This is a genomic window from Marivirga arenosa (genome assembly GCF_030503875.2).
In the GTDB taxonomy this organism is placed as follows: Bacteria; Bacteroidota; Bacteroidia; order Cytophagales; family Cyclobacteriaceae; genus Marivirga; species Marivirga arenosa.
Map to the genome: position 1 here is coordinate 332,127 of NZ_CP129968.2, position 15,835 is coordinate 347,961.

Below are 15,835 nucleotides of genomic sequence, written 5' to 3' on the forward strand. Positions count from 1 at the left end.
TAATGAATAGATTATTTACATTGATATTTATTTTACTCTTTTTAGCATGTGGTGGAAATACTGACAAAAAAGAGATTAATAAGAAAGATTCTGTTCGAGAATCAACCAGCTTGGATTCGTCTAAAAATAGCAATTTTCAAAAATCACAAAGTAAATCTAAAGAGGTTAAATCTTCAGATAATGATAAAAAATTGATTTTTTCTAATAGCCCTAGTCGTGAAAGGTTAGAATTACACGGCAATACAGTATTAATTATAAAACTAGACTCCGCAGAAATAGAACAGCTAAAAAAAATTAAGGGAGAAGAAAGTTTCTATACTGGTGCTGACGATTTGATGTGGTATAACTCAAAAATGTTACAAAAAATGGATTCGTTTGGTATTCCAGTCAAGTACACAGATAAAGATACGGTTGATTTATACTCAACTGACTATAAACAAACAATTGTAAAAGATTCTACTTTTTACTTTTACACATATTTTTATTTTGACGGACAAAAACTAAAGAGAACAAACGCCCTTGAACTATTGACTAATAGTATTGGAAGCAAGTTTCAGAAGACTTCAAATTCCTCTAAAAAATCTGTTTTTATAGGTGTTTTAAATGATTTTTACGAATCAGAAGGTTTTTACGTTGAGCTATATTATTCGGAAAATTATTCTAATGAAGATATAAATAAACTTGGTGAAAATCATAGTGAAACCATTTACCAAGGTGAAGAAATGACTCGAACAAAAGTGCCATTAGATATTGCTCAAAAACATCTTGATGTAGAATTTATTGACTCTATGTATGTTTTTAATGAGATACAAGAAATAATAGATTCAATATCACTTCAAAATATTGAATATTTAGACGCAATGATAGAATCTAATTATATAGCTACTTATAATCATTCAAAAGACCTTACAGAGAAACTAGTAATTAGTAAGACTAATCATTTGAAAAATTTAAAAAAGTCCCCCTCATTCCAAAAAGGAAAGAAATCCCTAGTAGAGGAGTTGAAACTAAATATTGACCCTTTAGCTATCGGAGAAGTGTTTGAACTTAATCACAATAAAGATTCATTCCATATATTTTCCTATACCGATAAAGAATATAATCATCATATCTTTTCATTAAAGAATAGAAATATAACTGACACCATAGAACAATATCAAATAAATAGGATAAGACCTGTGCCCTTAGCATCAGAAGGCAAAATTTATTATATCGTTTATGCTGCCGTTCCAGATACAGACCACTCTTGGACACAACTTCTGGGAATCGATTTAAAAACTGGTAAATTTGTTAAGACAAGAGGTAACAGATTAAAATATTGATAAAATGTAGTAGTGTCATGTTTTATAAAGAATGATAAAATCAGTCAGAAAAGAACACGATTTAACAAAAGAACAGTTGGGTATGTTCATAAGAGTACAAAAATCCCAGCTTTCCAAGCTGGAGCGTAATACAAAAAATGTGACGATTGAAACTATCCTGAAAGTTTTTAATACTTTGAAGGTAAATGTTAAATTTACTGTTGAACTAGACCAATCTGACTTAAAAATTGCTTGAATAACACCATATTAAAACTAGCCTAACCTAATTCTTTGATATGGCAGGAGAAGAAGTAGCGACAGCTTAGCGATTATTTTAACAATTGGTATCTTTACAGCGTAATACTAAAAGCATAGAATTTTTATCATAGAATAACCTAAGACATGAATAAGAAAGTAATTTTAATGATATTAGACGGTTGGGGTATTGCAACCAATAAAGAAGTCTCGGCTATAGATAAAGCCAATACACCTTTTGTTGATGGCTTATATACTCAATATAAACACAGCAAATTAGAAGCTTCGGGTCTTGCAGTAGGATTACCAGAAGGTCAGATGGGGAACTCTGAAGTGGGCCACATGAACATTGGTGCTGGTCGTGTTGTCTATCAGGATTTAGTAAAAATCAATAAAGCAATCGAAGAAAAGTCTATTAAAGAAAACCCTGTTTGGTCAGAAGCGATGAGCTATGCCAAGGAGAATAATAAAAAAGTCCACTTTATCGGTTTAGTTTCTGATGGTGGGGTACACTCTCATATTGATCATTTAAAAGGCTTGATGACCCTTGCTCATGAGGAAGGCGTAAAAGATTTATTCGTGCATGGCTTTACTGATGGCCGTGATACGGATCCGAATGGGGGAAAAGATTATTTAAAAGATGTTGAAGAACATGCTGCAAAAACAGGGGCAAAGATTGCCTCTATCATTGGTAGATATTATGCGATGGACCGCGATAACCGATGGGAAAGAGTGAAGTTGGCTTATGATGCCATGGTACATGGTGAAGGAAAACAAACAGAATCTGTATTAGATGCCATTCAAGAATCTTACGATGAGGGCGTAACAGATGAGTTTATTAAACCCATTATCAATACCGAAAATGGTGAAGCCATTGCTAAAATAGAAGAAGGTGATGTGGTGATATCTTTCAACTTCCGAACCGATAGAGGTAGAGAAATCACGCAAGCTTTAACTCAAAAAGCTTTCCATGAGCAAAACATGCATCCTTTGGATTTACACTATATTACTATGACGAAGTATGATGATACTTTCAAAGGAGTAAAAGTACTTTTCGAGAAGGATAATTTAGTCAATACTTTAGGAGAAGTATTAGCGAAAAATAATAAGAAGCAGATTAGAATAGCTGAAACAGAAAAGTATCCTCATGTCACCTTTTTCTTTTCTGGAGGAAGAGAAACTGAGTTTGAGGGAGAAAAAAGACTCATGTGTCCTTCACCGAAAGTAGCTACTTACGATTTACAACCAGAAATGAGTGCTGGCGATATAAGGGATAAAATCATTCCCGAATTGAAAGCGGGTGATGCTGATTTCGTTTGTCTAAATTTTGCCAATCCTGATATGGTAGGCCATACTGGGGTTTTTGAGGCAGCCGTAAAAGCTTGTGAAACAGTAGACCAATGTGCTAAAGCGGTTGTTGATGTAGCCAAGGAAAATGGTTACGCTACCATTATCATAGCCGACCACGGTAATTCGGATTATATGGTAAATGAAGATGGAAGCCCAAATACAGCGCACACTACAAACCTTGTGCCTTGTATATTAGTTGATGATGAATTCAAGGGCACTATCAAAGATGGTAAACTAGGTGATCTAGCTCCAACTATTTTAAAAATAATGGATGTTGAAGTACCTAAGGAAATGACCGGTGATATTTTAATTGATTAATAAATATTTGAGGGCTTTGTATATTCAAAGCTCTCTTCATTTTTATCTTATAAGTATGATAAACTTCAGTAGAATTCTTTTTGCCTTCCTTTTATTCGGAATTATTTCATGTGAAACGGCAGTAAGAGAAAAACCGATCAATGAATATTATGATGTTGATGCATTGGTGGATCAGCAGGCAAAACTTCTATCGGACATGCAGCCTAAAATTGAAAAGTCTGTTGAAGTTGATGGGCAAAAGGAGATGGATACTTTGGAATTTGATTCTCTCGGCTGGAAAAATGAATTAGAAGTTTTCAAGCTGGCTGACATCAATAAACCTACATTATTTGATGCATATGAAGCCACTGAAGAACAAACCTCTAATGGAAAAATTTGGCGTTACTCTACAGAGAAGCCATCATTAGGTATTGAGTTCTTGTACGTTTATTTCGATCAAGATAGTACGGTTAAAAAACTTGAAGCACGTTATCATGAGAATAATGCGCTTTATATATCAGAGCGAAATTTTGAAATCAACTTCAATAACACTAACGGAACTCCTGTTTTAGCATCTTACAAAATATATGGTCGTCAAAAGATGGCCATGAAAGATGAAGTTAGCTTTTCTATTGAAAGTGAAGTAGTGAACTAATTATCGAGTTTTAGATTGCTTCGCTACGTTCGCAATGACAGTATACATATAAGTTCTATTCTAAAACCTTCGTGTACGTTCATTGCATCATTGTAAGGTGAGCACGACTGAAGCAATCTTAATTCGCTAGGAGCTTAAAAGCCGACCGCTACCGTTTCTTTAACTACTTTAGTATTTCCATTTGAATCAAAAAGCTGAAAGTAAATAATGTAATAACCTGTTCTTACTTTTCTGCCATTAAAATCTACTCCATCCCAGCGGAAAAAACCTGTATTGCTAAGCGTTTCATTATTCGCTAAAGTAGTAATTACATTCCCCTTCATATCAAAAATTTTAACGGTCGCCATACTTCCCACATTTTCTAGCTGGTAATTAATAATCGTATAATTTCTGCCTGGCTGATCATGGGCAAAAGTTTTCGGCTTAGCAGCTATGGTTCCAAAATCAATGTCTTCCGAGGTGCGTTGCGAATTTTCTTTCCCAGGTGTTGCAAATCCAACTGATGAAGCGGCTGAATTCCATGATTCAGTTTTGTCAATGGGCGCGTCAGGATGAATTCGCTCCAAAGAAACACCATCAGTAGTCCTGAGAAAAGGCAAATGCATATCGTCTGAATATTCAAAATATTCTGTCAAAGCTTCATTTGCAGAAGTAATGCTTACAACTCCTTCCCCATTAGAAAGAGCAGGAAAAGAAGTTTCATAAATATTTTGTGCTACATGCGATGTGGGGTAATCCTTGATTATGCTCGCTTTATCACTCGTTATAACCAAAAACTGCCCAGGACTAATGATCACGTTTTCATTTTCAAAAATTACTTCTTCATTATTATTTCCTTTAACTATCCATCCTATTAAATTAATATACTTGTCCGAGATATTTAATAGTTCTATAAAATCAGCCCCTCCAGATTTTTGATCATAGAGGACTTCATTCAAGACTACATCTCCTTGAACGGGAGGCTCGGCTAATGCGAAGCTTGTTTGATTTTGATCAGATAAAATAATATTGCCTTCACAATCAGTTAAATTATCCACAACAAGTGTGTAGGATACTTTTGCTTTTAGATCCGCTTGCAATACAAGTTTTATTCTATTCAAATCGAGAAGCTCAATCTTCGCAATTGTTATCTCAGGCACTATTCTAAATTGATTTCTTCTAACATTTGTAATGTCAATCGGCTCATTAAAATCCACTATGACTTCTTTTGTATTAGGCGCATATGCATTGGCTAACTCAGGTCCACTTTGGTCAGTATTGCTTTCCATAACTGAGTTTTCAGCGCCAGGTGTCGCTTGTTTTTCATCAACTGATGCACGCCAATTTGATATTCCTAGGCATGGACTGCCAGTATCAATCATTTCCAGTGACCACCCTCCTTCATCATATTTTGAATTTTCTTTATACCAGCTTTCACTGTAAAAGGCCTGATTGATTATTTGCTCATCGGTAACCAACTGAAGATTATCTCCTCGATTATTTAAATTGGGCCAAGGACTCAAAGCTATTACACGTCCATACGAAGACAAGTCCTCCACCGCAGATGTGGCCGCAATTAAAATATATTCGTTTGGTTCTATATAGTTCAATCCTAAATTCACCGTATCCCTTTCATCCATAAATTGCACATCGGTTAAGGAAAACAGTTGATCCGTTGCATTGTATATTTCTACAAATTGTCGATTGGGCAATATTTGGTCCTCTTTTGGGTTTGCCATAATTTCTGTAATAATCAAATCATTAAAAGTAGGTTTAGCGGGCTTTTTCATAATTATTTCTTGTTTCAACTGAGTCATGAAATTTCCTGATAAATCTGAAATGCTATCTACAGTCAAGCGATAGGGAAAACCTGCAATCCAACGGTTTTCCCAGATCAATAAAAGTTGATTTTTGCTCCATATTTGAGCTTTGGTTAATGTAATCTGGGGTGATAAACTATAATTACTTAGATTTTCAGCAGACAAAGTATCAATTGGCTCCGTAAAGGTTAAAAGCAAAATTGAGTCTGATAAAAAGAAAAGTGAATCTAATTGTGGTCGCTCAATATCATATAAAAAGCTTGCTGATAAATCTTCTGCAATATTTCCATTACAATCCGACACCTCTTCTATAGTAATTGTATAAGTCACATCATTTTGTAGTTTATTTTGCAGATTCAGCTTTACTGAGTTTTCGTTTTGTCGATCCACTATAATGCTATCAATCTGATCTCCAGACTGCAGTAGGTAACTCGCATTTACCAGTGATTCCATATCCATTTTTTTATCAAAAATTATTTCTAACTGAATTGGGGAGCTTGAATAAAATGAGACTATTCGGGCTGGCTGACCAGTGAAAGTTGAATCATAAGTACTATTCACCATTCCAGGTGTACCTCCTTGATCTGCCTCAGAGCCTTTCCAGTTTTTGATATCAAAACAAATTAAGCTTGGATTTATAAGTTCTAAAGAATACCCTCCTTCAGACTTCTCTTCAACTTGAAACCAAGATCGATCGTAGGCTAAGGCATCAATTATGACTCCAGAAGAATCTTTGATTTCTATACTATCACCCCCATTATTTAAAGATCGCCATGAAGATGGAACTAATACTTCACCAAAATTAGCATAGCCATCTTTTGCAGAAGCAGGAGCTAGAATAATGTACTCTTTAGGGTACAAAACAAAAGAAGGTAATGAACCCTCTGATTCTGTATCATCGGAAATTTTCCAGCCTTTTAAGTCGATGAATTTATCTGAGCGATTATAGATTTCTACAAACTCTTCATCTGGAAGGCCTAAAACAGGTGTCGGATCAGGAAAAAATTCGCTGATTATAATATCGCCTGGCTCTGCATTTTCCAATTCAAAATATAAAAATTCAAGGCTATCTAATTCTGCAGTATTTCCTTTTAAGTCGCTTATATTTTCTGCTAACAAAAAGTAGTTGCGTCCATTTTCAAATGAGTTTTCGAAAGTAATCCTGACAGTATCATCCTTTTGTTCTACCTGAAGTGGATTTATATCATCTGGTTGCAAAGAGTAATTGCTGTTATTTACTTGACTCAACTCTTCATTATAAATTAATTCAATTTGATTATTTCCAATGATCTTATATTCCTCAATTGATGGAGGAATGGTATCAAACACATAATTTCCAAAATAAATATTATCAAAATAAAAACTGCTGCTACGACTTGATGTGAAGTAACAGATAAACCCCAAACTTGTAGCTGCACTAAGACTTGCCTCTTGACCACTTGCCAATACTTCAAAACTTTCTCCTTTGCTGGGGTCAACTGCAATTTCCCAGATTGCATTTTCATCTCTCCTTACTCTCACTCTAAGATCAAAAGCAGAAGCAAATAATCCGTCTCCTCCTCTGGCTATTAACTGTGTTGTTTGTCCATTTCTATAAAACAAACTAACTCCATCTTCAGTACCATTTTCTCCTATTTCCAAGTAATAGCCTTCTTGTATGCTTCCAGTGTTTTCATAATCTAATAGGTTTTCTGTAGTACTTGCTAAATAAATTTCCACACGATTAGAATTGGAAGGATTGAAATCCAATTTGATATCAAATCGCCATTCCTTTAGTTCAAGGCTATTATTAGAAATTGCAGTAGAAATATAGCTTGATCTTAAAGGATCATCCTCAAAGTTTAATTGTAATTGAAAAGTATCATTAATGATGAAATCCTCAATATTTCCATTCCATTCAGGAGAATAATTTAAATCACCATCAGAAAAATCATCATAAACAATTTGAGCATTTAAAGAAAAGAGACAAAAACAAAATAATACAATTAGGGTTGTTAGGTTTTTTATCATAAGGTTTTGGTTCAGGTCTAACCAAATATACTATTTTTGTGACAAATTTGTGATTTGAAACAAATTACTATCTCCCTAAGTATTAGAAAGGTAAAAATTAAATAAAAATGAAAATAGCTGTTGTAGGTGCCACTGGACTAGTTGGCGGTGAAATGTTAAAGGTTTTGGATGAAAGAAATGTCCAATTTGATGAATTACTTTTAGTTGCTTCGGCTCGCTCTGCAGGAAAGAAGATGAGTTTTAAAGGTAAAGAATATACTGTCATCACTTTAGAAGAAGCCGTTGCAGCCAAACCTGATTTAGCACTATTTTCAGCAGGCGGAAGTACATCACTTGAGTGGGCTCCAAAGTTTGAAGAGGTTGGAACTGTTGTCATTGACAATAGCTCTGCCTGGAGAATGAATAATCGCATAAAATTGATCGTTCCGGAAATTAACGGTCATGAATTAAAAATAGATCATAGAATTATCGCCAACCCAAATTGTTCTACTATTCAAATGGTATTGGCATTAGCTCCGCTACATAAAAAATATGGCATCAAGCGTATCGTAGTTTCCACCTATCAGTCAGTAACGGGAACGGGAAAAGCAGCCGTTGATCAATTGATGGATGAAAGAGCAGGAAAGCAAGGTGAAAAAGTATATCCTCACCCCATTGATATGAATGCATTACCTCATATTGATGTATTCTTGGAAAATGACTACACTAAAGAAGAAATGAAGATGGTAAACGAAACCAAAAAAATCTTCAGTGATGATTCTATTGGCGTTTCTGCTACTTGCGTTCGTTTACCAGTAATGGGGGGCCATTCGGAATCTGTAAATGTTACATTTGAAAAAGATTTTGATATAGCTGAAGTAAAGGATTTATTATCTAATACTTCAGGAGTGGTTTTAGAAGATGAACCTAAAAACAATCTATACCCGATGCCATTAAATGCACATGGGAAAGATGAAGTATTTGTAGGGAGAATCAGAAGAGATGAATCAGCTCCAAATACTTTAAACATGTGGGTTGTAGCCGACAACCTTAGGAAAGGTGCCGCAACCAATGCTGTTCAGATAGCGGAATATATGATTGAGCACAGCTTAGTTCATCCTTATGGAATTGAGCGCTAATAGAAAAGACGTTTGGAAATTTATTAAAGACCATGAGCAGGATGACCCTGCTCAATTGGTTTTTAAGCAAAAGCAATTTCCTGACCTACCCTTAAAAGAAATTGCTTCTCAAATTCAAGCCCGTCAAAAAGCTAAATCAAAACTTCCTGAATGGGCCAATAAAGAAATATGGTTTCCCCCTCTCCTATCTTTGGAACAATCTAGCTCCGAAGCTACTGCTAAATTTAAAAGTAGTCTTCTTTCAGGTAATCGTTTTGCAGATCTAACTGGTGGTTTTGGAATTGATTGCTATTACCTTGCTCAAGATTTTAAGGAAAGTCACTACATAGAACAACAAAAGATTTTATGTGATTTAGCAAATTATAATTTTGATGTATTAAAATCTGACATTCAAATTCATCAAACTCAAGCCTCAGATTTCTTAGAAAACAATTCACTTAATTTCGATTGGATATACTTAGATCCTGCAAGAAGAGGAGATAAAAACCAGAAGGTGTTTTTATGGGAAGACTGTAGTCCTAATTTAATTGAGCTTTTGCCCTTGCTATTTGAAAAATCAAAAAACGTGATGGTGAAAGCAGCACCTATGCAGGATATCAGTAGAGGAATCTCAGAACTGGATCAGAGGGTGAAAGATATTTATATTATTGAGCATAATGGCGAAGTAAAAGAACTGCTTTACATCCTAAATAAAGAAAAAGTTAGTGCTCCCAATATTCATGCTATTCAGTTAAATAAAATGGGGGATTCATTATTTCATTTTCAAGGTAAAAAACATTTAGAAGATGATTTGAATTATCAGTTTGAGAATCCTGAAAACTATCTTTATGAACCCGCTCCTTCAATCATGAAATCTGGTTTATTTAAACAGTTAGCTAAGCAATTTAACATTTCAAAACTGCACCCAAACAGTCAGCTGTTTACAAATAATGATTTAATAGAAAATTTCACTGGGAGAAAATTTAAGATCATTAATCAAGTGTCTGCTCAAAAGAACGCCTTGAAAAAAGTTTTACCTGAAATGAAGGCAAACCTGAGTTGCAGAAATTTCCCTATGCCTGTTGCTCAATTAAGAAAAAAACTAGGCTTGAAAGATGGAGGAGAATACTACCTTTTTGCTACTACACTTAAAAATAATGAGAAAGTGATTTTAGTTTGTAAGAAGTTGAAGTAAATATGATCTGGGACGCTTTCATTAGCTTATTTACTGTGGTAGAAAAGCCGGTCTGACTACCGTCTGACCTTTGCAGTACATTAGGTCAGACGGTAGTCAGACCGGCTTACAATACTAATTTTAAAACTAGCACCAGCAAAAAAGGAATTCCATAATAAATAAGCACCTTCAACCGGTTAGGTGCCTCATTCCACCACAGCACCCACCAGGGCCTGATGTAACCCAAAATCACAAGTGTGCCGAAGCAAATCAAAATTAAATTTATGTAATTCAAACGCTTATCTGTTAAAATAGAAAGTTAATCGAAAAGCAAGTTTTTCTTGTAACAAAGTTCAAGAAAACAAGATTAATTGTTTGAACAAATTTTTTAACAATATGATAACAATTGCCGAAAATAAGCAATATTCTATTAAAGTAGATGTTTCCAAAAACAGAGCCTACTTAAAAATAATTGGCTTTTGGAGAAATAAAGAAGATATTCCAGGATATTTAAATGACTGGGATAAAGCAATTGGTAAATTAAAAACTGGTTTTACTCTTTTAACAGATGCAACTGAAATGAAAATACATCCTGGCGATGTGAGAGATGTACATTCAAAAGCACAAAAGAAAGTTATTGATGCAGGTATTAGAAAAGTTGCTGAATTACATAATTCGGGTGGACAAGAAATGCAGCTAGATAGTGTGTCAAAGGAAACGGGAATGCCGAAAAAGAATTTCGATAATGAGGAAGATGCCAACAAATGGCTAGATGAATAGAAACAAAAAAGCTCAGGAGTTACTGAGCTTTTTTTTGAATTAAACGGTTTATATTCTTCCGCTTCTATTCCTTTATGAATCGTTTAATTACTTCTCCGGATTTTGCTTTAATCTTAAGTAAATAAATCCCTTTTTCTAATTCTGAAACATCAATTGATTCAGAACCTTTAAATATCTTAATCAATCTACCTTCTAAAGACAGCACTTCAATCTCTTTCAATTGAATGTTTAAATTGCTAGTTATTGAAATATAATCTGTAACTGGATTAGGGAATATATTTAACTCATCTGATTTTAAAGGTGTATTAGATAAAACTGCATTACCAGTGGAAGCTATATTAGAAGGGAAAGAAGAATTAATAACAGAATCATCCTCCACTAAATAACTCTGCACATAATATTCATAAGTAATACTTGGATCATCAATGAAATCATCAAATGTAAACTCATTAGGTTGGTTTCCTTCTATGGTCTCTAATAATTCAAATTGTTCTCCTTCTGCTGATCTTTTGTAGATATGAAATTTTGATTCAAAATCTGATTTATCATTAATTACCAGCTGATACTTTCCTTCTTTTTCGAAGTAGGCTACTTCAGTTATTTGAGGAGAATTTAAGTGGGTTAAGATAGTGTCACTAAATACAAAATCACTACTTTTCCATTTATTAAAAGCTCTAATTTTGACAAATTGTGGGCTGTTTTCTTTATGCACAGAGAGATTTAAACTTTGATTTTTACCATTACTTTTAATCTCCAATATGTTTCTATATGGATACCAGTCTTGAGTAGAGTGTTCTATATAATCCATAATATATATTGAATCAACCATATTAGTCGGCTCACTTAGCTCCCAGCTAACTTTTAAAGAGTCTACAACATTTTGCTCTATCTGAATATTTTTAGGAGGATTAATAACTACCTCGAGAGTACGAGTATATATCCCACCTGCATCACCTTCTAGTTCCCCCTTTATAGGAAATACTCTAAAAACATATCTATTTGAAGGGGCTAAACCAGTAAACCTAAAACTAGTAGTGTTCTCTTCTAAAGTATCTAGACTAATATCTGTTCGGCTATTATCAAAAAAGCTAATCTTATAGCATTCTACGATATAAGCCTCCTCATCAGGGGAATCCGCCCAACTTATGTCGAAAGTTTCATAACCAACACTATCAACATTAAATCCAACCAGGGGGTTCAATACATCATCATTTTTGTAATAGAAGTTGTTTATCCAACTGCCTCCTTGATCATATTGTTGCATATACACCAGAGTATCTTGATAGGAAAAAACCAAACTGGTAGGCTCGTATTCATCTGTAACTCTGGCTACTTCTTTTTCTTCAAAAAAAGGCTGCTTTGTAAAATCTATATTATAAATTCTTCCATTATAAATCTGAGTCTCTTGACCATTCAATTCAGTAATAGAGTTTTTATAAGGAACCTGCTCAATGTTATTTTTAACTGTTCTTTTAAAAGAAAATGATTTGTCAACCATATAGGCTTGCTTATCGGCATCGATTGCAATTAAAGAGTCTTTTATTTTACCAATATATCTAAGTCTATCCAGAGATAAATTTACAAATTCAATTTTATTAGTTTTAGTGTCTAAGATTATCAACTCTTCATAAGAATATGACCCTTCTTCGATACTTAATACTATTTTATTTTCGTCAAACTGGCTCGCATACTTCACTGCACTAATGTTGCTATTTACTTTCGTCCATTCATATTTTTCTAAATCATAAACAAAGATTGTTTTTAAAGTGGAGCCATCTATTTTCTCTGGCGTAAAGAAATATGCTTTATAATTGGCAAACGCCACCTCAGAAAAAGCTTTCATTTCACTGTCTAATGGTATATCTGGAAGACTTATCAGCTTGTCTAAGTTTAAATCAAAATAAAATGCCTTTTTGGTATAGGTAGAAACAAAGAATAATTTATCGTCATAATGATCAATATTACTAATTTTGTAATATTCCAATGAATCCGTGATTGCACTCAATGAGTTTTCTCTATACGAATCCCATGAAGCTGTTTTTTGACTATTAGCTGTGATCGGCTTGCTATATAATGAAGTGTATTTTTCATTAATACTCCTTAATCTATAGTAATATCTTGTATTAGGTTCAACTGTAGGATCCACATATTCACGTTCATATTTAGAGCTCGTTCTAACAGTATCAATTATCTCATATTTTTCTCCATCAATAGATCGTTCTATAACTGTATTAGTTAGAGTATCGATATTGGAGCTGTAACCAAATTCTACAGCACTATTACTAGTAAGTCTGTGATTAGTAAATGTTGGAGTTAACAAGTGTTTATTGATTCTTACTATATTTGAAGTATCTATTCCAAATACATTTTGATTAATAGCAAATATGTTAATTGAATCTTTATCATAGATTGAAAGACTCTTAGGTCTATTTGAAAAACCATAATACTCCTCATATATAGTATCACTCACCATAATAACAAACCTCAGACTATCAAGGTTGTTGAATGAAACAAATTCTAAATCGACTTTAGGGTACTCTGAATTTATAAAAGTGGTTAATATTTGAGGAGCCTCGGGTTTTAGTTCCTCTGTATCAAATGATATGATATTTGAATAGTCTGAATCTTCTCTTCCTTCTGTAGTGACTTTTACACGAAATTTTAAAAGGTCAGCATCTTGTTTAAATTTGCTGTCAAGATAAGAGTCCCATCTTGTATCTAATAAAGAAACAGTACCACCAATCAAAAACTCTTCAAAAGTACTACCGTCATCATAACTAATTTCAATTATAACTCTGGCTTTAATATCATTGTTTAATACATTAAATTGCATCTTTATACTGCCAGAATCTATTTTATTTTCACTTACCTCTAAAAGTTCCGGAGTATTCAATTTCCCTGTTTCAAACAGAGGAATAAAAGAGATTTCATCAGACTCTATTACGCCTCCTTTATTGTATGCTGCTACTTTAACATAATAATTTACATTTCTTTTTAAGTTGTCAAACTTATAAGCTCTGGACTTATAATTGGCGCTCGTTACCGTATCTACAATTTCGTAGTTTTGATTGTCGTTTTCGGACAAATAAATTAGAAACCCATCCTCATTATTTGAATTATCGAACCAGCCAATATCGGAGGAGTATGAAGATAAATATTGGTGTAAATAAGTAGGTGCCTCAGGCGGGTAAATAGTCACCAATTTTTGAAAACTATTCTTTTCAATTGCATCTCCAAACTCATCGTATAGTAACCCTATTCCTGCATAAGCTTCTCCGTTAAGGAAAAATGCAACTCCAGCATTTCTTTCATCTGTGAAATAAGCATCTTCTGTGGTTAAAGTATTATCGGTTGGGTCTATAACTACTTGCTCTTTGGTAGAGCCAGAATTAAGAATATGGACTAATCCATCAGCATCTGTATAAGCTGTGTTTTGCTGCAAACTGCTTAATTTACTATCCGCAAAAATTTCTTCTGACCAGCTATCACTTACAGGGTCATAAGAATACATGCCTGAAAACTGAATACTTCCAACACCCGAAGCAATGTATCCTTTTCCATTTGCTGAAAAGCCAACGGCTCTACTTCTTGCTTCACTTTCTGGTAAAGAAGCAATAGCTTCCCAAGCCCCAGTTACAGGATCATATTCATAAAAATCATTCAATGAACCTGTATCGTTTCCTCCTAAGCCTACATAGCCTTTATTGTTAATACTAAAACTTGAAGCTTGGTTTCTTATTTCACCAGGTAAGTCTGAAATTGGGCTCCAGTTTCCGGTAGAAGGATCATATTCATAGAAATCCTTTAATTGAGTGGTGCCGTCTGTACCCGTTCCAACATAGGCTTTTGCATCGGCCACAAAAGCAACAGCATTTTTACGAGCAGCACCCGGAAAGTTATTAATCGATCGCCAGTTGGCATCATCAGCATTATATTTATAAAATGAATTTAAATGGCTTGTTCCATTATAGCCCGTTCCAACATAAGCAGTATCTCCTATCACAAAACTTACGGCTCCTGAACGTGAATCAGGAAAACTTTGGATACTTTGCCATTCTTGAACTTGAGCTTTTACGGTAAAACAAAACGAAAGAATTAATAGAAAAGCGGGGAATAATAGTAAAGGTTTCTTCATATATATAGTTATTCAAACTACAAATGTATGTGATTGGCTGTCAATATTAAAACTTTATGGTAAAAGTTCTATTTCTCTGCCAATTTAAACCCAAACCTCTCATTAAAGCCTTTAATTCCCTGAAGGCCTCCTGAATGAATCACTAATATTTTTTGGTCTGAATTGATTTTATCTTTCTTCCATTCCATCATAAGGCCATACATTAATTTTCCTGTATAAATGGGGTCGAGAGGTATAGTCGTTTTGTCATAAAACTCTTCAATGAAATCAATTAACTCAGGCTTCCATTTGGCATAACCACCAAAATGATATTCAGTATTGATTTCCCAGTCCTGAAATTGTTGTTGACCTAAAAGATTCTGGATTTCTTTTTTTGGCCAATCTCCTTTTAAAACAGAAAAGCCCAATATATTTTGATGTTCCGATTTTCCCTTAATTAATCCTCCTAAAGTTCCTCCTGTACCAAAACAGCTCGCTATCAAATTGTATTCTTTAGGAATGAAATTATGGATTTCTGCAGTTCCAGCTATAGCCATATCATTAGTGCCGCCTTCTGGAATAATATAGGGATAATCAAATTGAGTTTTTAGTTTGTCTATAAATTCTGGATCATCCTTTTCTTTATATTTTTCCCTACTTATAAAATGAAGTTTCATACCATATCTTTTGGCTAAGTTGAGTGTTGGGTTTTCCACCTCCTCACCCCTTATTACTCCCACGGAATTAAAGCCGCAAGCAGCAGATGAAATGGCAGTAGCCGCTATATGATTTGAAAAGGCTCCTCCAAAAGTTAGAATATTCTTATAGCCCTTTTTCTCAGCTTCCAGGAAATTATATTTCAGTTTAAAGAACTTATTCCCTGAGGCACCGGCATGAATTTTGTCTAATCTTAAAACATCAAAGATCAGTCCTGCAAACTGAACTCTTTGAATAGGAACATCTTTTGGCGAAAAGAATTTTTCTACTGACATGAAGCTAAATT

10 protein-coding genes are annotated in these 15,835 nt (G+C 34.1%); 7 read left to right on the plus strand and 3 right to left on the minus strand.

Annotation, left to right across the window (positions count from 1 at the left end; translation table 11 throughout):
• Positions 1 to 2 precede the first annotated feature (2 nt).
• The 4 genes from QYS47_RS01465 (at position 3) to QYS47_RS01475 (ending at position 3,858) form a co-directional block, all read left to right on the plus strand.
• Positions 3 to 1,322 (plus strand): hypothetical protein, encoded by a 1,320-nt coding sequence (locus QYS47_RS01465; RefSeq protein ID WP_322347459.1) that lies wholly within the window; start codon positions 3 to 5, stop codon positions 1,320 to 1,322.
• 31 nt (positions 1,323 to 1,353) lie between these two features.
• Positions 1,354 to 1,557: a helix-turn-helix domain-containing protein gene (locus QYS47_RS17525; RefSeq protein ID WP_407660350.1), complete on the plus strand. Its 204-nt coding sequence runs from the start codon at positions 1,354 to 1,356 to the stop codon at positions 1,555 to 1,557.
• 146 nt (positions 1,558 to 1,703) lie between these two features.
• Entirely contained in the window at positions 1,704 to 3,224 is a 1,521-nt protein-coding gene (gene gpmI, locus QYS47_RS01470; protein WP_322347460.1) for a 2,3-bisphosphoglycerate-independent phosphoglycerate mutase, read from the plus strand.
• 55 nt (positions 3,225 to 3,279) lie between these two features.
• Positions 3,280 to 3,858: a hypothetical protein gene (locus QYS47_RS01475; RefSeq protein WP_322347461.1), complete on the plus strand. Its 579-nt coding sequence runs from the start codon at positions 3,280 to 3,282 to the stop codon at positions 3,856 to 3,858.
• 134 nt (positions 3,859 to 3,992) lie between these two features.
• On the opposite strand, the gene QYS47_RS01480 is transcribed toward QYS47_RS01475, so the two are convergent.
• Positions 3,993 to 7,667 (minus strand): lamin tail domain-containing protein, encoded by a 3,675-nt coding sequence (locus QYS47_RS01480; RefSeq protein ID WP_322347462.1) that lies wholly within the window; start codon positions 7,665 to 7,667, stop codon positions 3,993 to 3,995.
• 107 nt (positions 7,668 to 7,774) lie between these two features.
• Between QYS47_RS01480 and QYS47_RS01485 the strand changes: the two genes are divergently transcribed.
• The 3 genes from QYS47_RS01485 to QYS47_RS01495 all read left to right on the plus strand — a co-directional run bounded on the left by QYS47_RS01485 (position 7,775) and on the right by QYS47_RS01495 (position 10,718).
• Positions 7,775 to 8,785, plus strand: a complete 1,011-nt coding sequence (locus tag QYS47_RS01485) for an aspartate-semialdehyde dehydrogenase (RefSeq protein ID WP_322347463.1) — start codon at positions 7,775 to 7,777, stop codon at positions 8,783 to 8,785.
• Positions 8,769 to 9,959, plus strand: a complete 1,191-nt coding sequence (locus QYS47_RS01490) for a THUMP-like domain-containing protein (RefSeq protein ID WP_322347464.1) — start codon at positions 8,769 to 8,771, stop codon at positions 9,957 to 9,959. Before QYS47_RS01485 ends, QYS47_RS01490 begins: the two co-directional genes overlap by 17 nt.
• 375 nt (positions 9,960 to 10,334) lie before the next feature.
• Positions 10,335 to 10,718, plus strand: coding sequence for a hypothetical protein (locus QYS47_RS01495; RefSeq protein ID WP_322347465.1), 384 nt, complete (start codon positions 10,335 to 10,337; stop codon positions 10,716 to 10,718).
• A gap of 64 nt (positions 10,719 to 10,782) precedes the next feature.
• Here QYS47_RS01495 and QYS47_RS01500 read toward each other — a convergent pair whose 3' ends face one another.
• Positions 10,783 to 14,853 carry a T9SS type A sorting domain-containing protein gene (locus QYS47_RS01500; RefSeq protein WP_322347466.1) on the minus strand — a complete coding sequence of 1,357 codons (4,071 nt, stop codon included), beginning with the start codon at positions 14,851 to 14,853 and terminating at the stop codon, positions 10,783 to 10,785.
• Between the two features lie 68 nt (positions 14,854 to 14,921).
• Positions 14,922 to 15,824 carry a 1-aminocyclopropane-1-carboxylate deaminase/D-cysteine desulfhydrase gene (locus QYS47_RS01505; RefSeq protein ID WP_322347467.1) on the minus strand — a complete coding sequence of 301 codons (903 nt, stop codon included), beginning with the start codon at positions 15,822 to 15,824 and terminating at the stop codon, positions 14,922 to 14,924.
• Positions 15,825 to 15,835: the final 11 nt, after the last annotated feature.